The organism is Haloarcula sp. DT43 (assembly GCF_037078405.1).
Lineage (GTDB): Archaea > Halobacteriota > Halobacteria > Halobacteriales > Haloarculaceae > Haloarcula > Haloarcula brevis.
The window spans coordinates 296,025-318,862 of record NZ_JAYMGZ010000003.1 but is presented as its reverse complement, the minus strand read 5'-3'; the positions used below and the strand labels follow the sequence as shown (position 1 = coordinate 318,862).

Annotated in this window: 20 protein-coding genes; 10 read left to right on the top strand and 10 right to left on the bottom strand. The window is 68.7% G+C overall.

The window, feature by feature from the left end; translation table 11 throughout:
* The first annotated feature begins 11 nt into the window (after nucleotides 1–11).
* Nucleotides 12–671, top strand: a complete 660-nt coding sequence (locus VI123_RS13320) for a class I SAM-dependent methyltransferase (RefSeq protein ID WP_336338552.1) — start codon at nucleotides 12–14, stop codon at nucleotides 669–671.
* On the opposite strand, the gene VI123_RS13315 is transcribed toward VI123_RS13320, so the two are convergent.
* The 3 genes from VI123_RS13315 to VI123_RS13305 all read right to left on the bottom strand — a co-directional run bounded on the left by VI123_RS13315 (nucleotide 668) and on the right by VI123_RS13305 (nucleotide 4,674).
* Nucleotides 668–1,339, bottom strand: coding sequence for an AIM24 family protein (locus VI123_RS13315; protein WP_336338551.1), 672 nt, complete (start codon nucleotides 1,337–1,339; stop codon nucleotides 668–670). The two genes, VI123_RS13320 and VI123_RS13315, sit on opposite strands and share 4 nt — an antisense overlap.
* Nucleotides 1,340–1,461: 122 nt before the next feature.
* Nucleotides 1,462–3,960 carry a polyphosphate kinase 1 gene (gene ppk1 / locus VI123_RS13310; RefSeq protein ID WP_336338550.1) on the bottom strand — a complete coding sequence of 833 codons (2,499 nt, stop codon included), beginning with the start codon at nucleotides 3,958–3,960 and terminating at the stop codon, nucleotides 1,462–1,464.
* Between the two features lie 3 nt (nucleotides 3,961–3,963).
* Nucleotides 3,964–4,674 carry a metallophosphoesterase family protein gene (locus tag VI123_RS13305; protein ID WP_336338549.1) on the bottom strand — a complete coding sequence of 237 codons (711 nt, stop codon included), beginning with the start codon at nucleotides 4,672–4,674 and terminating at the stop codon, nucleotides 3,964–3,966.
* 157 nt (nucleotides 4,675–4,831) lie between these two features.
* Between VI123_RS13305 and VI123_RS13300 the strand changes: the two genes are divergently transcribed.
* On the top strand, nucleotides 4,832–5,467 hold the full coding sequence (locus VI123_RS13300; RefSeq protein ID WP_336338548.1) for a DUF3267 domain-containing protein: 636 nt from the start codon (nucleotides 4,832–4,834) through the stop codon (nucleotides 5,465–5,467).
* Nucleotides 5,468–5,503: 36 nt separating this feature from the next.
* Here VI123_RS13300 and VI123_RS13295 read toward each other — a convergent pair whose 3' ends face one another.
* On the bottom strand, nucleotides 5,504–6,349 hold the full coding sequence (locus VI123_RS13295; protein ID WP_336338547.1) for a DUF726 domain-containing protein: 846 nt from the start codon (nucleotides 6,347–6,349) through the stop codon (nucleotides 5,504–5,506).
* 121 nt (nucleotides 6,350–6,470) lie between these two features.
* On the opposite strand from VI123_RS13295, the gene VI123_RS13290 reads away from it, so the two are divergent.
* Nucleotides 6,471–7,073 (top strand): class I SAM-dependent methyltransferase, encoded by a 603-nt coding sequence (locus VI123_RS13290; protein ID WP_336338546.1) that lies wholly within the window; start codon nucleotides 6,471–6,473, stop codon nucleotides 7,071–7,073.
* 183 nt (nucleotides 7,074–7,256) lie between these two features.
* Nucleotides 7,257–7,625: a cupin domain-containing protein gene (locus tag VI123_RS13285; protein WP_336338545.1), complete on the top strand. Its 369-nt coding sequence runs from the start codon at nucleotides 7,257–7,259 to the stop codon at nucleotides 7,623–7,625.
* Between the two features lie 161 nt (nucleotides 7,626–7,786).
* On the opposite strand, the gene VI123_RS13280 is transcribed toward VI123_RS13285, so the two are convergent.
* The 4 genes from VI123_RS13280 to VI123_RS13265 all read right to left on the bottom strand — a co-directional run bounded on the left by VI123_RS13280 (nucleotide 7,787) and on the right by VI123_RS13265 (nucleotide 11,508).
* Nucleotides 7,787–8,710 (bottom strand): LLM class oxidoreductase, encoded by a 924-nt coding sequence (locus VI123_RS13280; RefSeq protein ID WP_336338544.1) that lies wholly within the window; start codon nucleotides 8,708–8,710, stop codon nucleotides 7,787–7,789.
* Between the two features lie 165 nt (nucleotides 8,711–8,875).
* Complete coding sequence (locus tag VI123_RS13275) at nucleotides 8,876–9,913, bottom strand: DMT family transporter (RefSeq protein ID WP_336338543.1); 1,038 nt, start codon at nucleotides 9,911–9,913, stop codon at nucleotides 8,876–8,878.
* Nucleotides 9,914–9,989: 76 nt separating this feature from the next.
* Entirely contained in the window at nucleotides 9,990–10,781 is a 792-nt protein-coding gene (locus VI123_RS13270; protein WP_336338814.1) for an aldo/keto reductase, read from the bottom strand.
* 127 nt (nucleotides 10,782–10,908) lie between these two features.
* The gene (locus VI123_RS13265) at nucleotides 10,909–11,508 is read right to left on the bottom strand and encodes a hypothetical protein (protein ID WP_336338542.1); all 600 of its coding nucleotides are present in this window, start codon (nucleotides 11,506–11,508) and stop codon (nucleotides 10,909–10,911) included.
* Between the two features lie 113 nt (nucleotides 11,509–11,621).
* Here VI123_RS13265 and VI123_RS13260 point away from each other — a divergent pair, with 113 nt between their 5' ends.
* From VI123_RS13260 to VI123_RS13235, 6 genes are all read left to right on the top strand, one after another.
* Entirely contained in the window at nucleotides 11,622–12,446 is an 825-nt protein-coding gene (locus tag VI123_RS13260) for a M48 family metallopeptidase (RefSeq protein WP_336338541.1), read from the top strand.
* A gap of 126 nt (nucleotides 12,447–12,572) precedes the next feature.
* Nucleotides 12,573–13,577: an alcohol dehydrogenase gene (locus VI123_RS13255; RefSeq protein ID WP_336338813.1), complete on the top strand. Its 1,005-nt coding sequence runs from the start codon at nucleotides 12,573–12,575 to the stop codon at nucleotides 13,575–13,577.
* 96 nt (nucleotides 13,578–13,673) lie between these two features.
* Nucleotides 13,674–15,008, top strand: a complete 1,335-nt coding sequence (locus VI123_RS13250; RefSeq protein ID WP_336338540.1) for a metallophosphoesterase — start codon at nucleotides 13,674–13,676, stop codon at nucleotides 15,006–15,008.
* A 130-nt stretch (nucleotides 15,009–15,138) separates the two neighbouring features.
* Nucleotides 15,139–15,708, top strand: coding sequence for an ArsR family transcriptional regulator (locus VI123_RS13245; RefSeq protein WP_336338539.1), 570 nt, complete (start codon nucleotides 15,139–15,141; stop codon nucleotides 15,706–15,708).
* A gap of 8 nt (nucleotides 15,709–15,716) precedes the next feature.
* Nucleotides 15,717–17,471, top strand: coding sequence for an Nramp family divalent metal transporter (locus tag VI123_RS13240; RefSeq protein WP_336338538.1), 1,755 nt, complete (start codon nucleotides 15,717–15,719; stop codon nucleotides 17,469–17,471).
* Nucleotides 17,459–17,905, top strand: a complete 447-nt coding sequence (locus VI123_RS13235) for a hypothetical protein (protein WP_336338537.1) — start codon at nucleotides 17,459–17,461, stop codon at nucleotides 17,903–17,905. The genes VI123_RS13240 and VI123_RS13235 overlap by 13 nt, the downstream gene beginning before the upstream one ends.
* 36 nt (nucleotides 17,906–17,941) lie before the next feature.
* Here VI123_RS13235 and VI123_RS13230 read toward each other — a convergent pair whose 3' ends face one another.
* Together VI123_RS13230 and VI123_RS13225 are read right to left on the bottom strand one after the other, a co-directional pair.
* Nucleotides 17,942–20,974: an FAD-binding and (Fe-S)-binding domain-containing protein gene (locus VI123_RS13230; protein ID WP_336338536.1), complete on the bottom strand. Its 3,033-nt coding sequence runs from the start codon at nucleotides 20,972–20,974 to the stop codon at nucleotides 17,942–17,944.
* 24 nt (nucleotides 20,975–20,998) lie between these two features.
* Nucleotides 20,999–22,777 carry an L-lactate permease gene (locus VI123_RS13225; protein ID WP_336338535.1) on the bottom strand — a complete coding sequence of 593 codons (1,779 nt, stop codon included), beginning with the start codon at nucleotides 22,775–22,777 and terminating at the stop codon, nucleotides 20,999–21,001.
* Between the last annotated feature and the right edge of the window lie 61 nt (nucleotides 22,778–22,838).

Sequence of the window (22,838 nt, the reverse complement as noted above, 5' to 3'; positions counted from 1 at the left end):
TCGGTACTGCCATGCCTTCGACCCCTAGCCCGTCCGCGCCGCTGTTTGCGGCTATCTACGACCCGGCGACGGCGGTGCTCGAACGCGCACTCCTGCCGCCACACCGCGAGTACCTGGCGTCGGGACTGGACGGAAAAGTGCTGGACCTCGGCGCTGGCACGGGGGCGATGTTCCCGTACTTCGAACGCGTCGCAGGCGCGTCGACGGAGTTCCACGCGACCGAGCCGGACCCCCACATGCGCCGGCAGGCGGCGGAGGCCGCGGCGGCGCTTGCCACGCCGATTCACATCGAGTCCGCCCCGGCCCAGGCGCTACCCTACGGCGACGACACCTTCGACGCCGTCGTCGCCTCGATGGTGTTCTGTACGGTTCCGGACGTCGACGCCGCGATGGGCGAGGTCGCCCGTGTGCTCAGGCCGGGCGGCGAACTCCGGTTCTTCGAACACGTCGTCGACGACGGGTGGCGCGCCCGCGTGCAATCGCTGCTCGCGCCGCTGTGGGAGCGCCTCGCCGGCGGGTGTCACCTGACCCGGCAGACGGGGTCGCAGCTCGTCGCCGACCGGTCGTTCGACGTCGTCGAAATCGAGCGGCTGCATCTGGGCGTGACGCCGGTTCGGCCGTTCGTCAGGGGACGGCTCCGCAGGCGAACGGCGGTCCCGACGCGGGACTAGTTCCGGCTCTGGGTGACCGAACCTTCCTCGTTGGGCTGGACGACGACGAACCCGTCGTCGCCGGTGAACTCCATCTGTATCGACTCGCCGGAGGTCTGGCCGATTTCGAACGCCTTGTTCATCTCGAAAGAGGGCGAGAGGTTCGAACTCCACGCCACGGTCGCGTCCGGGTCGGTAAAGACCGGTGGGGTCATCACCAGCGGGTCGCCGTGGGTCGTCAGCGCGATTTCGCCGGGGCCGGTCAGGTAGACGTTCGTCAGGCCGCCGGCGGCCATACCGGAGAGGCTGCTGACGGTGTTGATTTCGTAGTCGACGCTCGATTCGAACGCGAGCACGTCCGTGCCGTTGACCGATATCGATTCCCCGTCGTCGAGGTCCAGCACCTGCACTTTCTTGCCGTTCTCGGCGACGTAGAGGTGACCGCTCCCCTCGGCCTCCATTATCGGCGTCCCCTCGCCGCTGACGGCTTCCTTGACGAAGCCCGTGATACCGCCCTCCGCCGAGGACCGACCGGTGAACGTGACCTCGCCGGTGTAGGCGACCATCGAACCGGCCTTGACCATCACGGTGCCGTCGAGCGGGACGTCGAGGAGCCTGTTGTTCTCCTTCTGGAACCCATCGCCGCCGTCCGTGGGGGCGTTGGCGCTGGCGAATTCCTGTAAGTCCATAGCTACAGCGACCGACTCGCGGGGGAGACAGATAGGCCCCGCGGAGAATGAAAACGGATTTTGTGCGAACGGGTCCCACATCGGCGGTCGCCGCGTCCGGGTGGTATAGTCTATCCGTATAGCTATTCAGTATTATCGTACAGTCGGCCGAGGAGGTCCGCGACGCCGGCTTTGGTCTTCAAGTAGCGCCGCTCCCCGTCGGGCGTCCGGACGGCGTAGTCGTAGACGACACTGTCGGGGACGTACCACCGGTCGCTGTGCGTCGACAGGAGGTCGTCCTCGCCGCCGTCCGTGACTTCGAACGTCTCGCCACTCGGGTCGGCTGTCGGAGCCGCGTCGTCGGCGTCGTCCGGGTTCGACAGCCGGTCCGTGGACGCCCGGCGGGTGGCGTCGCCCGCGATGCAGAGGTCGCCGGCCAGCGGGTAGTCGCCAGGGATGCCCGCGACGGAGTCGTCCGCGCGGCCGGCCTTCAGCGCCTCTCGCATCAGGACGTCCTGTGCGCTGACGACTTGTCCGCCGTCGTCCGGGTACCGCTGGTGGTACTCCCCGTCGCTGTCCATCTCCCAGAGCTTGCGGTTGTCAGCGAGGACGAGTTCGAGGGTGAACCGGAGCTGTCGCTGTATTTCGGGGCTCGTGACGGGCGTGACGGCCTCGACGCGGTAGTCGAGGTTCCGCGTCATCCAGTCGGCGCTGCCGATGTAGTACTCCGGTTCGCCCCAGTCGTCGTCCTCGTCGGGGTCGGCCCGCGCGCCGTTCTCGAAGTAGAAGATTCGGGAGTGTTCGAGGAAGCGACCCACGAGCGAGTACACCGAGACGTTCTCGCTGATACCGTCGAGACCGGGCCTGAGCCGGCAGATGTCCCGGACGACGAGGTCGATGTCGACGCCGGCCATCGACGCGCGATACAGTTCCTCGACGATGGCGGGGTCTTCGAGGCCGTTGACCTTGACGACGATGCGGGCGGGGCGGCCGGCCTGGGCGTGCCGGGCCTCGCGGCGGATACAGCGGGTGAACTCCCGGCGCATCGTCACCGGCGCGATGAGCAGTTCGCGGAAGTCCTCGTCCAGCGACGGGCCGGTGAAGAAGTTGAACACCTTCGTCAGGTCGCGGCCGATGTTCCGGTCGGCGGTCAGCAGGCCGAGGTCGACGTAGCCTTTCGCCGTCTCGGAGTGGTAATTGCCGGTCCCGACGTGGGAGTACAGTTCGACGCCGTCGTCCTCCTCTCGGACGACCAGCGCCGTCTTCGTGTGGGTCTTGAGGCCGACGGTGCCGTAGGCGACGTGGATGCCGTTCTCCTCCAGTTTGCGCACCCACTCGAGGTTGTTCTGCTCGTCGAAGCGGGCCTTCAGTTCGACCATCACCGCCACCTGCTTGCCGTTCTCCGCGGCGTCGATGAGCGACTGGATGACCTGCGAGTCGCTGGCGGTCCGGTAGATGGCCGCCTTGACCGCCAACACGTCGGGGTCTTCGGCGGCCGCCGAGAGGAACCGCTGGACTGTGTCCGTGAAGTCGTGGTACGGGTGGTGCAACAGGATGTCGCCTTCCCGGATACGCTCGAAGATGTCGCGGTCCGCGGTCTGGTCGGCGTTGCGGAGCGGGCGCTGATTCCGGGTGTCGAGGCGAGGGTGGGGCTGTGGCGTCCACTCGTCGAGCGAGAGGTCCGGCCGGTCGAGGTCGGTCAGTTCCGCGAAGTCGCGGTAGTCCAGTGGCCCGTGGAGGTCGTATATCTCGCGCTCGTCGAGGCCGAGTTGCTCTGTGAGCGTCGCCCGGATGCGCGGGTCGGCGTCGGCGGATATCTCCATCCGGACGACCGTGGCGAACCGGCGCTGTTCGAGCACGTCCTCGACCATGTCGATGAGGTCCTCGGCGACCTCCTCGTTGCGCCGCACCTCGGCGTTGCGCGTCAGTCGGAACAGCGCCGTGTCGACGATGTCGACGTTGGGCAACAGCAGGTCCAGGTTCGCCCGAATCACGTCTTCGATTCGGACGTAGCGAGCGTCGTCGACCTGTATCAGCCGGGGCCGGTTCGGCGGAATCTTGATGCGGGTGAACGTCGGCTCGTCGGCGTTCGGGTGCCGAGTGAGGACCGCCAGCGACAGCGACCGGTTCGAGATGAACGGGAACGGGTGGGCGGGGTCGAACGAGAGCGGCGTCAGCGTCGGCAACACGGAGTCCTCGAAGTACTCGCGCATCGACGCCTGGTCGCCGTCGCCGAGTTCCTCGTACTCAAGGACGTGGATGCCTTCGTCAGCGAGGGCCGGGCGAATCGCGTCGCGGTAACACCGGGCCTGCGTCGCCAGCATCGGCCGGAGCGTCTCGTGGACCGCGTCCCACTGCTCGCGGGGCGTCCGGCCGTCCGGGGCCGTCTCCGTCACGCCGGCCTCGATTTGCTGTTTGAGGCCACCGACGCGTTTCATCACGAACTCGTCCACGTTCCGGGTGACGATGGAGAGAAAGCGGACCCGTTCGAGCAGCGGATTGCGCTCGTCGAGCGCCTCGTGGAGCACCCGTCGCTGGAAGGCGAGTTCGCTCAGTTCCCGGTTGAGATACAGCGACGAGTCGGTCAGGTCGACGTCGTCCGGCTGGTACGCCTCGATGTCCGGGGATTCGGAGCCGTCCATGCGTTACGGCGAGACCGGCGCGTTCCGGTCTGGGTCGACGATGCTGTCGGCGGACCGGTCCTCGTGGACTGTCTCCGGGTCGACGGTAACGAACTCGCCCGTCGAGCACCGGTAGGCCGTCAGTTGCCCGCCGTACACGCAACCGGTGTCCAGACCGACCGCGCTGGGCGTCTCGAACGGCTCCGAGAGCACCGTGTGGCCGAAGAAGACGCGCGGGCGCTCGCTGCGCGTCTCGAACCAGTACGGGCGGTCGGAGCTCCCGTCGGGGACCAGCGAGCGCATGTTCAGCAGTTCGGTCAGGTCGTGTTCCACGATGGGCTTCCGGTGGTCGAGGCCGCCGTGGACGACGAGCGAATCGTCCCAGGATATCGCCGCGGGGAGCGAGGCGAGCCACGAGAGGTCGTCGTCGGTCAGCGAAGGAATCGACTTGCGGCCGTCGATGAGCTTCTGTTCGTTGTTGCCCCGGACGGTCACGAAGTTCGGCGTCTGCCGGACGACGTCGACCACGCCGGCGCTGTCCGGGCCTTTGCGAACGAGGTCGCCGACGAAGACGACGAGGTCGTCCGCGGTCGGGTCCAGCCGGTCCAACAGCCGTTCGAGCGTCGGACGACAGCCGTGGACGTCGCCCACGACGTAGATTTCCTCCCACCTGTGGCTGTGGATTCGCTGGTGTGATGCGTCGAGGTCCGGGTGAAACGTCGGTGCTGAGACCATCGCTGTAGAGTCGTTGGCGACACGTCGGTGAGTTCGGTATAGGCGTTTTATATGAGGGGTATATAGCCGTACGGGAGCCAACGTAGACACTCGCCGCCCAGCGGTCGTGGCCGCCGGGGGCCTCTGGCTTTTTCACTCGGGCCGGCGAAACACGGCCGTGCCGACGAGCAAGCACGACCCGTCCGACACGCTGCGTCCGGCGACGCCCGCGGGCTACGAGCCGCCCCGACAGTTCCGGTACTCGCTCGTGGCGGTACTCGGTCTCGTGGCCGTCCTGCTGCCGGTCACCGCGGTGGTGTTCGGCGGCGTGCTCTGGTACGCCCAGGGGGCCGCGCTCGGGACCGTGTTCCCGGTCGAGGAGACCGCGACGAGCGTGACGGTCACGCTCACCCCCGGGGCGGCGGTCGCGTGCGTCGGTGCAGTGGTCGGCGTCACGGTGGCGCACGAACTGGTGCACGGGCTCGTCTATCGGTGGTACGGCTATCGCGTCTCCTACGGCGTTGCGCCCCAACTCGGCGCGTTCTACGCGGCGACGTTCCACCAGTTCCAGCGGCGGGACCACAACGTCGTCGCCGGTATCGCGCCGCTCGTCGTGCTCGATACGTTGCTGCTCCCCCTGTTGTTCGCCCCGGTCCCGCTGGTGGCGCTGGCGGCCTTCGTCGCCCTGCTGTTCAACACGGCCGGGGCCGCGGGCGACCTCTATCTGGTCGCAACGCTGCTCAGGACGCCGTCGGGGTCGCTCATGTACGACAGCGACATCCGGCACTCGTACCTGTTCTACCCCGAATCGTAGGCAAGGCAGGGACCGGCTGACCGGACGGGGACCGCGTCACTCGATTTCGGCGACGACCAGCGGGAGACAGCCCTCGCCCGGTTCGAAATACGAGTAGTGGTCCGCGACGCGGTCGGTGACATCAACGTCCCGGTAGCCGTCGGGAAGCGGCCCCGCACCGCGGGTCCCGCCGTGGCCCACGGCGTGTGTCCGGTCGGCCGCGCGGTACACCCACGCGAGGACCGTGTCGTCGTAGCTGTGGAAGTTCGACACCGGGGCGTCGACGGCCCCGATGGCGTCGCCGTACCGACCGCCTCGCGTCACGCTGTCGTACGGGATGGCCCCGCCGAGCAGTGACACCGAGGCGAGGGCGTCCGTCGCCCCTCGCTCGGCGAGCACCCGGAGCGTCTCGCCGGTCACCCGTGCGCCGAGCGAGTGAGCGAGCAGGTGGACGGGGCGGCCGTCGGCGTCGGCCCACTCGACCAGCCACGCGGCGAGGCGCGTCGCGTTGGCCTCGGCGTTGTCCTTCGCTCGCTCCCACTCGACGTCGGAGTCCCAACTGTACGCGATGACCGGGGCCGACCGCGTCCCTTCGAGCGCTAGCTGGGCCGTGTAGGCGTTGTCCCGTGCCGTCTCCGCGTCGGTGCTGAACCCGTGGGCGAACAGGAACACCGCCGGCGCGTCCTCGAACGCCCACGTGCCGGCAGTCTCGACGGCCGGTCCCGCCGCGTCGCCGAGCAGGCCCCGCGTGCTGACGACGGGGTGTGACTCCGGCGCGGTGTACCCGCCGGAGTCGCCCTGGAGCGACCAGTACACGTAGGCACCGCCGCCACTGACCAGACTGAGGGCGCTTCCGAGGGCCACGAGCAAGCGCCGCCTCGTCACACCGCCTTGGCTCTCCATAGCAATCCGTTCGGGCGTATGTAGCGGTCGGGCAAGAGATTGCCGTCCGCTGAAACGGACCGCGACGCGAGTGCCTGGCCGACCCACACCTTTCATGTCCCGGCGGGCGGTCATCGGAGCCATGACGACCTGGGACGAGCGATACCGAACGGGGACGTACCCGCGGCGTCCGGACCCACATCCGGTGCTGGAGCGGTACCTGCCGGCCGTCCCGACGGGCCGGGCGCTCGACGTGGCGACCGGGACCGGGCGGAACGCGCTCCCGGTCGCGGCGGCCGGCCACCGCGTCGATGCGGTCGACCAGTCCCGCGAGGGCCTCCGCATCGCCCGCGAGAACGCCCGGGCGGCGGGCGTCGAGGACAGCATCGAGTGGCTACAGGCGGACCTCGACTCGTTTGCCTTCCCGGCGGCGACGTACGACCTCGTCACGATTAGCTTCTATCGCCCCGTCGACCGCCTCCCCGATATCGTCGAGTCGCTGGCCGACGGCGGCTATCTGTTCGTCCAGCACCACCTCCGGACGACGGACGACGTGGACGGCGGACCGTCCGGGGACCGGTATCGGTTCGCCTCGAACGAACTGCTCAGGGCCGGACTCGGCCTGACCGTGCTCCACTACGACGAGCGGACGGCGACGACGGACGGGACGACCGCGGCCACCGCGCAACTGGTCGCCAGGAAGTCCCACGGGAGCAGCCAGTCCTATCCCGACATCGGGGAGTGAATCGGAAGCGCCGTCGGCGACGGGGAGACGAAGCCGTTCGGGACCGACGCTTTCCGTTGTGCGGTCGGACCAGCCGCGTATGCACCGACAGCGACGTGGAGCGGGACCGCTCAGTCGACCTGGACTGTCTCGGCACAGCGTGACGACGCGCCCAGGGCCGTCGGAAACGAACGGGGGCCGGCGATGACGGCGACCGACTTCGACGCCGCCCGTGAATACAACGACGACCGGTTCTCGGCCGTCGAGGTGTTCTGCAGCGACCGGATGAAAGTCGTCTGTGGCTACTTCGAGCCGGGACAGTTCATCCCGGTCCACGCGCCCGCGAGCGACGTGGCGATACACGTCCAGTCCGGGACCGGCGTCGTCCGCGACGGGGACACAGAGCGGACGGTCGAGCCGAGCGACGTGGTGGTCGTCGAGGCCGACACCGAGCGCGGCGTCAGGGCGACGGACGGTCGGCTGGAGGCGTTGCTGGTGACCGCGCCGCCGCCGACCGACGCCGAGCACGGCCCCGTCCGGGAGGGGCTCAGGAAGGACGAGTTCGACCCGTGAGGGGCGGCAAAACGGGGACCGCAGTCACTCGACGACGGAGGAGCAGTGGAGCCTCGGATTCGCACGTCCACGAATGGCAGGTCGCGCCGCCCACGTCGCCGACGGCGGACCGCTGTGTATCGTCCGCCCCATCGACGGCCCTGTCCGCGAACATCGCTCCACTACAGCTCGTCGATGATTTCGTCCGCGAACGTCGCCATCGCCGCCTCGGGGTCCGCGGCGCGAAGCCCGACGATGACGTGGTCCAGCCCGTAGCCGTCGAGCCGCCGGAAGTACTCGCGGAACCACTCGACGCCGGCCCGGTAGCCCAGGTGGAGCGGTTCGGGGTCGGCCGTCGGGTCGTCGGCGAGCGCGACCTGGACGGCAATCGTGAACGGCTTCTCGGGCGCGTGGCTCCGCCAGGTGTCGAGATACGACTCCAGCGTCGATTCGGGGAGGTGGTAGAATATCCAGCCATCGCCGTTCTCGGCTATCCACTCCGTCGACTGCCTGGCGTTGCCGGTCGGGAACAGCGGGAGCGTGTCCGTCGTCGGTTTCGGGAGCACGTCGAGGTCGCCGTCGACGTGGCCCCAGGAGCCGTCGAGGGTCGGGTACGCCTCGCGCCAGAGCACGCGGAGCGCGTCGACGCTCTCGCGGACGAGGTGCCCCCGGTTCTCGGGGTCGACACCGAACGCCGGGTACTCGGGGTCGCGGTCGCCCGAGGCGACGCCCAGCACGAGCCGGCCGTCGGAGAGCCGGTCGACGGTCGCGGCCGACTTCGCCACGTGGATTGGGTGGCGCAGCGGGAGGACGATGCTCGCGGTGCCGAGCGCGACCGACTCGGTGGTGGCGGCGACGTGGGACAGCAGCCCCCACGGGTCGAAGGCCCCGCCGGCGTCCCCGAACCGCGGCCAGTACGTCGGCACGTCCCGGGCCCAGAGCGCGTCGAACCCGACCGATTCGGCGTGGCTCGCCAGCCGGAGCTCCGCGTCCACGTCGGGCGTCGACTCCTTCTCCCCCGTGAGCGGGAACCCGAGGCCAAACGAGAGGCCGTCCTGCTCGAAGAGTCGTCGATAGCCGGCGTTGGCGTGGTCCAGCGCAGTCATCACGACCGTTTCCCGCCGGAGGCGTATGTACACACGGGTACTGACAGACGGCCCCCGGAGCGGGACCGGTGGCGCGGCCGGCTACTCGGTATCGACCGTCGCTGGCACCGGCGATAACATGACGTCGGGAGCGAGAAAGCAGTCTATGCGCGCCGTACTCGCCGTTCAGTCGTCACACCGGGGCGTCTGCTGGGAGGCCGGCGGTTCCCCGAAGCGGTGGTAGAGCCGGCGCAGTTCCGTGCGAATGGTCGCTCGCTCGATGAGGGCAAAGCCCGCGACGACGACCAGGAACCCGGCCAGCGTCCACAGCGACACCGAGGCGCCCAGCAGCGCCCAGCCCATGAGCGCGGCGAACACCGGCACGACGTAGGCCACCAGGTTCGCACGCACCGGCCCGATGCGCCCGATGAGCCCGAAGTAGATAGCGTAGGCCACCGCCGTCGAGGGGATGCCGACGGCCACGATGCTCGCGACCGTCTCGGGGCCGATGCCGACGACGGCCGCCGGCGGCTCCCCGACCAGCAGGCTCGCGGCGTGGAGCAACACCGCGCCGACGGCCATCGCCCACGCGGTCAGCGGCGTGCTGTCCATCCGGGGGCCGACGCGCTGGAGGAGGACGCTGCCGAGGGCGACGGCCGCCGCCGCGCCGAGGACCAGGAGCTGGCCGACGGCGCTCGCGTCGGTGAACGTCGAGGGCGAGGGCTGGACGATGAGGACGACGCCGCTCAGCGCGACGCCGATGCCGAGCGCGCCGAGCCAGGAGAGCCGCTCGCCCAGCAGCCACCAGGCGAACACGGGGGCGAGTATCGGGTTCAGGCCGTACATCACGGAGGCCGCCGCTGGCGTCGTCGCGCCCTGGCCGAGGAACAGCAGGCCGTTGTTGAGCGCGATGAGGAACAGCGCCGCCATCCCGATGCCCACGACGTCCCCGCGTGTTCGCGGGAGCCACGTCGAACGAGGGCGGGTGATGGCGATGTAGCCGAGCAGCGTCACCGCCGCCAGGTCGAACCGGAGGCCAGCAAACAGCACCGGCGGAAGCTCGCGGAGCCCGGTCTTGATTGCGACGAACGAGCCACCGAACAGCACGGCCAGCAGGACGAACAGAGCGGTGTCGCGGTACCGGGCCGGGACCGACGGGCGAACGGCGAGCGCGGACCGTAGCGTGGTCCGGGTCAGCCGGACCACCCGAGAGGAGGAAACCATCTCATCGTGTGTTCAAGGGGTGGAAATGTGAAGAGGGCTGTGAGAGGCGTGGTGGCACGGGGCGAAAGGCGTCGGCTCAGTCCCAGGCCGCCGGCGACCAGTCCGGGTCGATGCGCCGGTCGACCGTCTCGATGCCGTCGATGCGGTCGACGTCGGCGTCGGAAAGCGACAGGTCGAGGCTCGCCAGGTTGTCCGTGATGTGGGCCTCGCTCGTGGCCTTCGGAATCGCCGTCACGCCCTTCTCGCGGAGCCACGCCAGGCTGACCTGGGCCTCGCTCACGCCGTGGTCGTCGGCGATGGCTTCGATGACCTCGTGGCCGAACACCGCCCCGCGGGCCAGCGGCGAGTACGCGACCAGTTCGTAGTCGTGGGCCGCCGCGTGCTCGCGCAGGTCCGACTGCTGGAGGAACGGGTGCGTCTCGACCTGGTTGGCGAACACCGGCGCGTCGAGCACGTCCATCGCCGTCTCGACGTGGTGGGGTTCGAAGTTCGAGACGCCGACGTTGTCGATGAGGCCGCGGTCGACGAGTTCGTCGAACGCGGGCAGCGTCTCCTCGGGGTCGTACTCGCCGGCCGCCCAGTGGACGTACAGCAGGTCCACCGAGTCGACGCCGAGCTTGTCGAGGCTCTCCTCGGTCGTCTCGATGACGTCGTCGTGCGAGAGGTTCGATAGCCAGACCTTCGTCGCCAGGAAGATGTCGTCGCGGTCGACGGCGGCCGCGGCGATGCCGTCGCCGACGGCGCCCTCGTTGTCGTAGGCCTGTGCGGTGTCGATGTGCCGGTAGCCGGCTTCCAGCGCCGTCCGAACGCTCTCGGCACACTGCGCTTCGTCGTCGTTCTGCCACGTGCCGAGCCCGAGCATCGGCATCCCGCTCGCTCGCGGGCCGCCCGTCTGGGACTGTTGCTGCGTCATATCCGGTACCGAGTGCTTGCGACTTTAAGACGTTTTGAAGCCGGCGGGTAGCGCCGAGGACGTGACGGGGGCACACGGCCGCTCAGAACCCGTAGGCCCCGAACAGCCAGAGCGCGACGACGGGCGACGCGGCGAGCAGCGCACCGAGGACGACCGTCCCGAGGACCGTATCGAGCCCCAGCTCCCCGAGCGGAGTGTCGTATCGCCACAACTGGACGGCGACGTAGACGCCGGCGACGGCCGCGCCGCCGAGCGCCAGGTAGGGCGGCACCCCGACCGCCGGGAACCGCACCGCCGGGAACGGGGTCAAGCCGCTGGAAACCGCGAAGTCGACGCCGATTCCGACAGCCCCGACGGCGGTGGCCGCGACGACGTACGAGACGCCGGCGACGGCGTGGCGGAGCGCCGCAGTGGGCGAGAACGGCTCGCCGGCGGCCGGAGCGGCGTAGCTCCCCAGTCCGGCGTAGGGGAACGGCACAGTCAGGACAGCGACGGCGGCGGCGTACGGGAGGACCGACGAGACGGCGACGACCAGCACGGCCACGGTCAGGGCGTACGTGCGGCCGGTCGCCTCCCCGAGCACCAGCGGCGGTACGACCGACACGGTGACTACCACCAGGGCGAACAGACAGATTGGGACGGAGTAAGGCCGGAACCGCCCGGCGAGGCGTCGGAGGGACACGTCGGAGAGGTTCCGAACCCAGGCCCATAGCTGTTGCCACCCGGCTCGAAACCGGCTGACGCGGCGGCGTCACCAGCCAGACGGTTTATACGGCCGGCCGGACTTGACCCTGTATGACGGACTTCGGATTACAACTTCGGATGCTGGTCGTCGGGGCGGTCCTGTTCGCGTTCTACGTCTTCGCCGGCACGGCGCTGTCGGTGCTTCTGGGGCTTCCGCTCGTGCCGGTGCTCCTCGTCGGCATCCTCGTCGTTCCGGCCATCCAGTACAAGCTCGGGAAGTGGCTGGCGCTCCGTGGCGCAGAGGAGATGCCCGACGACAGTCGGTTCGGGCACGTCCACCAGATGGTCCGCCGGCTCTGCAGAGACATGGGGCTCGAAGAGCCGCGGCTGATGGTGATGGACATGGGCGTCCCCAACGCCTTCGCCGTCGGGCGCAAGGGCGCGGGCGTCGTCGTCGTGTCGAGCGAACTGCTACAGCTGTTGGACGACGACGAACTGGAGGGCGTTGTCGCCCACGAACTGGCCCACATCAAGAACCGGGACGTCATCACGATGGTCGTGGGCCAGTCCATCGGGATGCTCGTCGGCTACGTCGCCTACTTCGCGGTGCTGTTCGGGGGCGAACGGAACATCGGCTCCTGGCTCCTGGCGATGGTCGCCTCCTCGCTGGCGAACGCGCTGGTCATGGTGTTCGTGCTGGCTATCTCCCGCTACCGGGAGTACGTCGCCGACGCGGACGCGCGCCGCGCCATCGGCACCGGCGAGCCGCTGGCCCGGGCGCTGGAGAAGATTTCCCGCGGTGCCGAGGGGCGGGAATCGGCGGTCGAGGACAGCATGAACGCCCTCTGTATCTTCAACGCCGATAAGGGGCTGTTCGAGCGGCTGTTTTCGACCCACCCGCCGACGGAGAAGCGCATCCAGCGGCTCCGGTCCTGAGCCGACGACCGGGCCGTCACCCGGCGATAGGTCGTGACTCTGGCGGTCCCGTCGGACCCCCGTAAGGATGTCTGCTAACTGGCCGTTTATCCGCGTCGAGCCGAAAATGTCGCTATGTCAGACACGATGCAAGCGGCGGTCGTGCCCGAGCCGGGAGCGGAGTTCGAGGTCGTCGAACGGGACGTGCCCGAACCGGACGCCGACGAGGTTCGGGTCTCGGTCGACGCCTGCGGCATCTGCCACAGCGACGTGTTCACGAAAGAGGGGACCAACCCCGCGGTCACGTATCCGCGAGTCCCGGGCCACGAGGTGGCGGGCCACATCGACGCCGTCGGCGACGCCGTCGACGCCTGGGAGGTGGGCGACCGGGTCGGCGTCGGCTGGCACGGCGGCCACTGCTCGACGTGTGACCAGTGTCGGCAGGGCAACTTCCTGCAGTGCGAGAACGGCGAAGTCACCGGGCTGACCTACGACGGCGGGTACGCCGAGTACATGACCGCCCCGTCGGAGGCGCTGGCGAGGATTCCGGAGTCGCTCGACGCGGCGGCCGCGGCACCGCTGCTCTGTGCGGGCGTGACGACGTTCAACGCGCTCCGGAACAGCGACGCGAACGTCGGCGACCTCGTCGCCGTACAGGGCATCGGCGGCCTCGGGCACCTCGGCATCCAGTACGCGCACGCGGCCGGCTTCGAGACGGCCGCCATCTCCCGAACACCGGAGAAGGAGTCCCTGGCGAGAGAACTGGGAGCGGACCACTTCATCGACGCGACGGAGACGGATGCCGGCCAGCGGCTGCAGGAACTGGGCGGGGCCGACGTAGTGCTGGGGACGGCCCCGTCGAGCGACGCCATCAGCTCCGTCGTCAGCGGCATCGGCGTCGACGGCTCCGTCGTCGTCGTGGGCGTCCCCGGCGAACCGGTCGCAGTCAACGCTATGGACCTCGTCCAGACCCGCGGCGCTGTCGAGGGCTGGGGGTCCGGCCACGCCCGCGACTCCCAGGACACGCTGGAGTTCAGTTCGCTTCGGGACATCACGCCGGAGATAGAGACCTTCCCGCTCGAAGACGTGAACGAGGCCTACGGCCGGATGATAGAGAACGAAGCGCGCTTCCGGGCCGTGCTGGAACTGTAGCCGCGGGACGACGCACCTGTCCCGGCCGACACGGCGCATCTACTCGGAGTCCCCGGAAAGCAACGCCTTTGTCCGTGGGTCCAGAACCCGTATTCAATGGACGGCTCCGCCGATGACCGCGTCTACTACGTCATAAGCGACCTCCACATCGGCGGCGACGAGCAGCTGGAGGAGGTGGAGTTTCTGGACGAACTGCTGGATTTCCTCTCGCGGCTGGAGACCACCGACGAGGACGTCGAGCTACTCATCAACGGCGACGCCTTCGGCCTCTGGGAGTTCACCGGGGTGTCGGGGCTAGAGAAGTTCGACGTCCTCGAAGAGACCTACCCGTCGCTGTTCGAGCAGTTGCGAAAGACCGGCGAGAACGTACAGATAACCCTCATCCCGGGCAACCACGACCACGAACTCGCGGCCTACGACGAGTACGTCGAGCGGTTCGCGGCGTACAACGTCAGGCTGGTCCAGTCGAAGTCGGTCACCCGAGCGGTCGGTGACCAGGCAATCCACCTCGAACACGGGAACCAGCAGGACCCCAACAACCGCATCGAGGACTGGGGAGACACGAACGTGACGCCGCTTGGCTACTACTACAACACGCTCGTGACGAGCCGGGCCGGCCAGCTCTCTGACCGGGGCCGGTACAACTGGCTCAAGGACGTCCAGGCCGTCACGCCGACCGAGCGGGTCCCGGTCTGGATGCTCTCGAAATACTTCTACCGCGAGATGAACCCCCTGCTGCGGTACGCGCTGGTTCCGTTCCTGTTGCTGTTCAACATCAGCGCCATCCTGGCGATTCTGGCGGCGCTGAATCTGCTCGGCGTCTGGTCGGCACCGGTCGAGACCACGACGTCGTTCCTGGGCCAGTTCGGGACGGTCGGGACCGCTATCTGGGTGTTGCTCGTCGTGAACGCGTCGCTGGCCGGGCTCCTGTTGCTCGTCGGCGTCCCGCTGTATCTCCTGCGGCGAGACATCAAGAAGACAATCAACCGCTTCGGCATCTTCGAGACCGACCTCACCGTCGACACCCGGACGACCTACAGGGAAGCCGCGCAGGACGTGTTCGAAGAGCAGGAAGACGTGGTCGTCTTCTGCTACGGGCACACGCACCGCCCGAACGTGCAGGCGGTCGATGGTGGGCTGGTCGTCAACAGCGGGACCTGGCTCAAGCGCCTCCACCGGCGTAACGGGGTCATCGGGCTCCTGCCCCCGGTGTTTTACCCCTCCTACCAGCTCTGTGCGGTGCGCATCGCGGCCGAGGACGGGCAGGTCGTCGTCGACTTCGAGGAGGTCCAGAAGCCGAGCCCCAGCCCCGAGGAACTGACGCTCACCGAACGGCTGCTGACCCTCGGTCGGAAACCGAACCCCGAACTGCCCGACCGGGCAGTCGTCGAGACTGAGCAGTCGGTGGCCGCGCCGGAACCGGCCGAGTGAGGGGCCGTCGGACGGTCCCGTCCCTGCCCTCGTGTACAACTGGGTGCCAGCGAAGCGCGCACAGGCCGCTTGCTCCCGCCGCGGGGTTCTCTGCAGAAAAGTCTATTACATACGACTGTAATGGCTACGTATGAGCAATACCGCGGACGATGGTCGGGCCGACGGGTCGCCACCGTCCACGGCAGAGTTCACACCGGAGCGGGTGCTCTCGGTGTTTCAAGACCGGGCGGACCAGGCGAAGCCGCTGACGGCGTCCGACGTGATGGACGCGCTCGGCTGTTCCCGGAAGACGGCACACAACAAGCTCGACGTACTCGTAGACCGGGGGGACCTCGAAACGCGGAAAGTCGGCGCGCGGAGCCGGGTCTGGTGGGTTCCGTTCGCACAGCTCGTCGGCACGGACACGGGGCCACAGGGGCGGGAGCCGCCCGTTGAGCACAGCATCGCCGACGCGGACCTGCCGGGGACTGGGGAGGTGCTCGCCGCCCGGCGCGCGGCGCTGAAAGCCGCGTACGACTACCTCCGTGAGAACCCCGACACCGACGCCGGGAAGCTCATCACGGAGGTGTTCCAGGAGCACCCGGCGGGCTACAAGACCGCCGACGAGTGGTGGGACGCCATCGGGCCGGCGCTGGAGGACCTCCCGCAGGTCGACTTAGCCGAGGACCACGAACACGTCTGGCACTACGTCGGTGGGTGAGTAGCGCGATGCCAGAAGAAAAGCGGCCCGATGAGCCGGACGTGGCGGACGACTCGGAATCGGACCAGGCGGAGGTGTACGCCTCCCTCGCGGAGCAGCGCTACCCCATCTCCTCGTACACCCCGGTCGCCTACGAGAACCTGGAGGCCGCACCGGAGACCGACGACTACCCGGACACCGGGTCGGGCGGTCGGTTCAGAGAGCTCGCGCTGCCGAAGGTGCCGAAGCTCCGTCACGTCGTCGGCCCAAGCGCCATCATGCTGGGGGCGTCGCTGGGCAGCGGCGAGACGCTGTTCTGGCCGCACCTGGTCGCCAGCTACGGGTGGGGGCTGTACTGGCTGTTCCTCGTGGCCGTCTGTCTCCACTTCGTCGTCAACACGGAGATTCAGCGGTGGTCGCTGGCGACCGGTGAGAGCGTGTTCCGCGCGTTCGAGCGGGTCCATCCGGTCGTTCCGCTGGCCATGCTGATCGGCGGGTTCGTCAGCCTCGGCTGGCCGGGCTGGGCGGCGAGCGCCGCGCAAATCGGTGCCCAGGGGCTCGGGCTCGGCACGTACGACATCGTCGGCGTCGACGTCGTCGGCTGGCGGCTGTTCGGCATCGCGCTCATGGTGTTCATCTGGGTGACCTACCAGGTGACGCCGCTGATGTACAACGTCGTCGAGAGCCTCCAACTCGTCCTGGTGGCGCTGTCCATCGCGTTCGCGCTGTTGCTGTTCGTCCTCATCGGGTCGGTCGACGTGCTGGTCGGCGTCCCGGGGAGCCTGACGACGGTGGGCGACTACTCGCCGGTCGGGACCATCGCCGTCCTGGTCGGGGCCCTGGCCTACGCCGGGGCAGGGGGGTATCTCAACCTCTCACAGAGCCTCTGGATACGCGAGAAGGGCTACGGGATGGGCCGGTATCAGGGCCGAATCAAGAACCCCTTCGCCGGCGACGACCCCGAGACGGTCCACGAAGACGGGTTCACGTTCACGCCGGACACCCAGAACCTCAAGCGGTGGCGCGGCTGGTGGCGCGTGACACAGCTCGAACACCTGCTCACCTTCTTTTTCGGGCTGGTCCTCGTCACGACGATGCTGGTCGTCGTCGCGGTGTCACAGGCCCCGGGGGCGACGAGCGACGCGGTCGACATGTGGCTCATCGAAATCGCCCCCTCGGTCGGCGGGCTCGCGACGAGTGTCATCTACGTCACGCTGTTTCTGGCTCTGTTCACGACCGAGTACGCCATCATCGAGTCGTTCGTCCGGAACAGCTCGGACATCATCTACGAGCTGTACGGCCGGGACGCGGGCTGGAGCCTGCCGCGGCTGTTCTGGGGCCTGCTGACCGTCTTCTGTGGCTGGGGCGTGCTCATCCTCACCCTCCCGATTTCGATAGCCGACCCCTTCGGGCTCCTGGTCGTCGGGGCGGCCATGTCCGGCCTGTTGATGTGGCCCTACATCGTCGTCGTCCAGCTCGTCAACACGGTCCGGCTCCCCGAGCACACGATGCCGGGGTGGGGCCGCGTCGCCGCGATGTGGCTCGCGGCGGCGTTTTTCGGCTACTTCAGCGTTCTGCTGGTCGGCACCGGCCTGGCGACGCGGCTCGGACTGGCGACGTTCGCCGTCCGGCCCGCCGTCCTCGGGAGCGCGCCGGGCGGATACGTCCTCTGGGCCAGCTACCTCCTCGTCCAGACGTACACGATGTACCGGGTCGCACGGGCGAAGGTCGCAGCCGACGGGACGGTCGCCGACGCCGCCACCGCCCAGGGGTGGTTCTCGTGACCGACGAACTCCGCGTGCACCTGCATTACACGATGCGTGGCTCGTACCCGCTCCGGCTGCTCGACGTGTTGTTCTGTACGGAGCGGGCCTACTTCGTCGAGTACGACTACCTGACGCCCGTGGACCTGCTGTTCGGGTCGCCGGACCGGCGGGCCGCCGCGTTCGCGTCACGGGTGGTCGAAGAGGGCGTGCCCGCGGCCCTCGAAACTGCCGAGCAGGTGGAGACACAGCCCTACGACGCCCTCGACGGGGTCGACATCCACTCGGGTGGCCGGGTCGGGCGGCCGAAAATCACGGCCCGGCCCCGCGCTGGGGCGGAGACGACGGTCAGAGTCCACGGCCAGTTCGACGCGGCCCCCTTCGAGGAGGCGCTCCGGTCGGCGGTCGACGGACACGACGTGACCGTCCGACGGCGGGACGGCTTCGGGTTCTGACGCCACGACCGACAGCGCCCGTCGCGGGCGACCCGCCTAATCGAGCGCCGCCGCGACCATCTCGATGGGGTGGGGTGGCTCCACCCCGCCGAGGTCGTCGAGTTGCGACCGACAGGACGCGCCGGGCGCGACGACCTGTTCGGCGGGCGAGTCGTCTATCTGGCCCAGCAGGAGGTCGGCGATGGCTTCGCTCATCGAGAAATGCTCGGCCTCGTAGCCGAACGAGCCGGCCATGCCACAACAGCCCGAGTCGAGCGGGTCCACGTCGTAGCCGGCCCGCCGGAGGACGCCGACGGCGTGGTGGTCCTTCTTCGTCGCCTTCTGGTGGCAGTGACCGTGGTACGCCAGCGAGCGGTCGGCCCCGTCGACGGCCAGCGACTCCCCGAGCCGGAAGGTGTCGAGATACTCACAGACGCCGTACGTATTCTCAGCGACCGCGTCGACGCCGTCGCCGGAGAGGAGGTCACGGTAGTCGACCTGATACATGACCGCGTCGGAGGGTTCGATGGTGACCACGTCCCAGCCGTCGGCGACGCGGGGCGCGAGCGAATCGACGTTGGCTCGCGCCGTCTCGCGGGCGTGGTCCAGCATACTCTTCGAGTAGGCGGGCCGGCCGCTGTCGGTCACGTCGTCGGGCACGGCCACGTGGACGCCGGCGGCTTCGAGCACCCGGACCGCCGCCTTCCCCACGTCGGGGTGGCTGTAGTTCGTGTACGGGTCGGCGAGCAGGAGCGCCGTCCGGTCGGCCTCGTCGGCCGCGACCCGTGCCCCGCCACGGTCCGTCCACCAGTCCCGGAACGTGGTCCGGTGGAAGGCGGGCAGGGTGCGTTCGTCCGTGATGCCGACCGTTGTCTCCATGAGACGGCCCGCTCCCGGCAGGTCCATCAGCCAGTTCGACACCGGGGCGAAGGCGCTCCCGACCGAGAGCACCGTCTCGACGTTGGCGAACAGCCGGTCCCGCAGCGAGACGCCCTCGCGCTGGTGGTACTCGTGGACCACCTCGGCTTTGAGCTTCGCCATGTCGACGCCGCTCGGACAGTCCTTCTTGCAGCCCTTACAGCCGATACAGAGGTCCAGCACCTCGGTGACGAACTCCTCGTCGGTGGGGTCCTCGGGCAGGTCGCCGTCCATCGCCGACCGGAGCATGTTGGCCCGGCCGCGGGTGCTGGTGATTTCCTCCTCGGCGGCGCGGTAGGTCGGGCACATCACGCCGCCGGTGGTCTCCTGGTGGCCGGTACAGCCCGCACAGCCGTGACAGAGTTCGACCATCCCCTGGAACCCGTTCTCGTTGTCCCACTCCAGCGTGGGGTCGAAGCCCGCGTCGAAGGCGTAGTCGGGGTCGTACCGGAGGTGCTCGGCCGGGTCGTGGTCGCCACAGATGTTCCCCGGGTTCAGCCGCCAGTCGGGGTCGAACGCGGTCTTGAGGTCGCGGAACGTCTCCCAGAGGTCGTCGCCGTACAGCTTGCGGTTCCACTGGGTTCGGGCGCGGCCGTCGCCGTGTTCGCCGGAGACGGAGCCGTCGTACTGGACGACGAGGTCCGTGATGGCGTCGGAGATGGCCTCCATCGTCTCGATGCCGGCCTCGGATTTCAGGTTCAACAGCGGCCTGATGTGCAGGACGCCGGGACCGGCGTGAGCGTAGTAGGAGGCGAACGTGTCGTGCTCGTCGAACAGCTCCCGGATGTCGGCGACGTACTCCGGGAGGTTCTCGGCCGGGACCGCCGTGTCCTCGACGAACGGCCAGTGCTTGTCGTCGCCCGTCCGCGAGAGCAGAATCGGCAGCCCGGCCTTGCGCATCTTCCAGAACTTCGCCTGCCGGTCGGGGTCGTAGGCTTCCAGCGCGTCGACGGCGTGGACCGGGGCGTCGGTGACCGACCCCGCCCTCTCGCTGGGCGATTCCTTGGCGCCGTAGCCCGGGAGCCGGTCGGCGAGGAGGTCGGCGACCTTCTGTGCGCCCGCCTCGGCCGAGTCGGCGTAGAACTCGACGAGCAGCGTCGAGTCCGTCTCCTCGGGGAGCATGCCGACGACGTCGGCGAACTCCGGCGTCTCCGCGGCGAGGTCGAGGAGCACGTCGTCCATCACCTCGACGGCCGAGGGGTCGTGGTCGAGAATCGGGGCCACGTCCCGCATCGCCGAGATGATGTCGTCGTAGGTCAGCATGGCGACGGCCGTGGCCTCGGGGACGGGTTCGAGCGACACCGTCGCCTCGGTGACGACTGCAAGCGTCCCCTCGCTCCCGGCGAGCAGGCGGGCGAGGTTGACCTCGCCGCGCTCCCTGGCGCTATCGACCAGTTCGTCCAGGTTGTACCCGGAGACGTTGCGCTTGAGGTCCGGGTACCTGGCGTCTATCTCTTCGGCGTCCTCTGAGAGGATGCGGGCGACCTCGGCGCGAATGCGGGTTTCGAGGTCGGCGTCCGGACCGGCCTCGGCCGCCCGGAGGTCCTCGACGTCGACCCAGCCGAAGGTCGTCCGGGTGCCGTCCGCGAGAACGACCTCGCACTCCTCGATGTAGGCGTCGGTCTTGCCGTACTTCAGCGAGTGCGCGCCGGTCGTGTTGTTGCCGATAGCGCCGCCCAGCACGCTCTTGTCGCCCCAGGCGGGGTCCGGCGCGAACTTCAGCCCGTGGGGTTCCAGGCGGTCGTTGAGCCGGGCGATGGTGATGCCGGCCTGGGCACGGGCCTGTCGGGCATCGGGGTCGACCGACACCGTCTGGTCCATGTGGCGCTTGAAATCGAGGACGACGGCCTCGTTGACGGCCTGACCGGCGAGACTGGTCCCGCCGCCCCGCGGCAGCACCGGCACGTCCTGCTCGTCGCAGTACTCCATCACCGCGACCACGTCCTCGGTCGAGACCGGGGAGACGACGCCGAGCGGGAGCTGTTCGTACGCGCTCGCGTCGGTGGCGAACAGCTCGCGGGTGTACGTGTCAAAGCGCACGTCGCCGTCGACGCGCCGTTCCAGGGCCGCCACGAGATCCGGGCGCTGGACGCTGTCGCCCTGGTAGTCGTAGTTCGCGCTCGGGTCCGTCGCCGGGTCACGCTGCTCGGGGGGTCGGGAGTCGTATGCCATAAATTAGAACTGGGAGGAAGCGAGTCAGAACGCGCCCGGTGCCACGACGTAGGCCAGGACGAGCGTCAGGATGCCCGTGAACACGCCGTAGTACAGCACCGGTATCAGTTCGAGCCGGATGACGCGTCCCTCCTCGCCGATGAGGCCGACCACCGTGAGGGCGGCGACCACGTTGTGAATCGCGATGAGGTTGCCGATTGCGCCGCCGACCGCCTGCGCGGCGACGACTATCTGGGTCGGTGCGCCGATTTGTTGGGCGGCCTGGAACTGGAACAGCCCGAACAGGATGTCACTGACCGTGTTCGAACCGGCGATGAACGCGCCGAACGCGCCGATGAAGCCCGAGAAGAACGGGAACATCTGGCCGGTCGCGCCCGCGGTTATCTCCGACAGCAGGCCGAGCATGCCGGCGTCAATCGGCGCGGTCTCCAGGACGACGGCGCTACCGGTCCGCTGCATAATCATGACCGTCGCGACGGCGAACCACAGCGCGACGACGGCCGGCGCGATGTTCCGGAGCGCCTCGCTCCACGAGGCCTTGATTTCGTCGGTGGACATCCCGTGAAGCGCGTAGGTAATCACCGCGACCAGCACGAAGAGGCTCCCCGGGAGGTACAACATCTCGACGCCCTCGGAGAACGGCGTGCCGAGGATGTTACTCCACAGGAGCACGCCGTTTGTCGAGAGGAACGTCTGAACCGGGTCGACGACGCGGGTCACGACGAGCAGCGCGGCCACGAGGAGGTACGGCAGCCAGGCCATGCCGAGCGACATGTCCTGGGAGTGGGTCTCCTCGAAGGCAGGCGTCCCGCCGTCGGCCGCGACGGTGCCCTCGCGGTTGTCGCCCGTCGTCGCGCCGACGCCTTCGCCGGGCTCGATGCTTCCGATCCAGTGGTCGGGCCACTGGTCCTGTGGGCCGAAGTCCCACTCCTCGTCGGGGAGGAAGTAGCCGGCCCGGAGCGTGGTCGTCACGACGAGCAGCCCGACCATCGCACCCAGCAGGCCCGGGAACGTCGGGCCGAGGAAGTACGCGGTGGCGACGTAGGGGATTGCGAAGGACGCCCACGCGAAGAGGCACAGGGGCAGGACTTCCAGCGCGGGCTTGATGGACCGCTCCTCGCCGAAGAAGCGGGTCATCATCGCCACGCCGATAAAGGGGATGGCGATGCCGACGATGGCGTGGATGAGCGCCGCCCACACGCCGATTTGGGCGACGTACGCGCCGACGCTCTCGTAGCCGCCCTGCTGGAGCACCTGCTGTGCTGCGCCAGTCCCCTCCGCGAACACCACGTCCCGGAGGCCGATAATCAGCGGCGTGCCGACCGCGCCGAAGGTGATTGCGAGGATGTTCCCCGTGAGCGCGACGACCACGGCGGCCAGCGGCGGGAAGCCCAGGCCGACCAGCAGCGGGCCGACGATGGCCGCGGGCGTCCCGAACCCGGCCGCGCCCTCGATGAACGACCCCATGAGGAAGACGAGCAGGACGACCTGCACGCGGCGGTCGTCGCTTATCGAGGAGAACCCGGCGTTGATGACCTCGAACGCGCCTGACTGTTTCAGCGTGTACAGCAGGAGTATCGCCCCGAAGACGATGACCAGGATTCTGGTCGCCGTCAGCGCACCGCGTATCGACGCGGCGGCGATGAGCCGGGGCGACATCTGCCAGCCGACGAAGGCGGCGACGGCCGCCACGGCCCACGCAATCGGCATCGTGCGTGTCGCGGGCTGGTACAGCCCGACCATCAGCACTGCAATCGTCGCCAGGGGCAACAGCGCCATCAGCACCAGCGTGTGCTCAGACATGGCGGCACACCCCCGAAGTCCGCGCCGGCAGTCGTGTCCCGGCTGTCGAGGCGTGTGCCGG

Coding starts and splice junctions, on each gene's coding strand:
- VI123_RS13290 (WP_336338546.1), top strand. CDS start 6,471: ATGACGACCTGGGACGAGCGATACCGAACGGGGACGTACCCGCGGCGT.
- VI123_RS13270 (WP_336338814.1), bottom strand. CDS start 10,781: ATGCCGATGCTCGGGCTCGGCACGTGGCAGAACGACGACGAAGCGCAG.
- VI123_RS13225 (WP_336338535.1), bottom strand. CDS start 22,777: ATGTCTGAGCACACGCTGGTGCTGATGGCGCTGTTGCCCCTGGCGACG.
- VI123_RS13320 (WP_336338552.1), top strand. CDS start 12: ATGCCTTCGACCCCTAGCCCGTCCGCGCCGCTGTTTGCGGCTATCTAC.
- VI123_RS13285 (WP_336338545.1), top strand. CDS start 7,257: ATGACGGCGACCGACTTCGACGCCGCCCGTGAATACAACGACGACCGG.
- VI123_RS13275 (WP_336338543.1), bottom strand. CDS start 9,913: ATGGTTTCCTCCTCTCGGGTGGTCCGGCTGACCCGGACCACGCTACGG.
- ppk1 (WP_336338550.1), bottom strand. CDS start 3,960: ATGGACGGCTCCGAATCCCCGGACATCGAGGCGTACCAGCCGGACGAC.
- VI123_RS13255 (WP_336338813.1), top strand. CDS start 12,573: ATGCAAGCGGCGGTCGTGCCCGAGCCGGGAGCGGAGTTCGAGGTCGTC.
- VI123_RS13250 (WP_336338540.1), top strand. CDS start 13,674: ATGGACGGCTCCGCCGATGACCGCGTCTACTACGTCATAAGCGACCTC.
- VI123_RS13260 (WP_336338541.1), top strand. CDS start 11,622: ATGACGGACTTCGGATTACAACTTCGGATGCTGGTCGTCGGGGCGGTC.
- VI123_RS13245 (WP_336338539.1), top strand. CDS start 15,139: ATGAGCAATACCGCGGACGATGGTCGGGCCGACGGGTCGCCACCGTCC.
- VI123_RS13240 (WP_336338538.1), top strand. CDS start 15,717: ATGCCAGAAGAAAAGCGGCCCGATGAGCCGGACGTGGCGGACGACTCG.
- VI123_RS13295 (WP_336338547.1), bottom strand. CDS start 6,349: ATGGAGAGCCAAGGCGGTGTGACGAGGCGGCGCTTGCTCGTGGCCCTC.
- VI123_RS13280 (WP_336338544.1), bottom strand. CDS start 8,710: ATGACTGCGCTGGACCACGCCAACGCCGGCTATCGACGACTCTTCGAG.
- VI123_RS13315 (WP_336338551.1), bottom strand. CDS start 1,339: ATGGACTTACAGGAATTCGCCAGCGCCAACGCCCCCACGGACGGCGGC.
- VI123_RS13230 (WP_336338536.1), bottom strand. CDS start 20,974: ATGGCATACGACTCCCGACCCCCCGAGCAGCGTGACCCGGCGACGGAC.
- VI123_RS13305 (WP_336338549.1), bottom strand. CDS start 4,674: ATGGTCTCAGCACCGACGTTTCACCCGGACCTCGACGCATCACACCAG.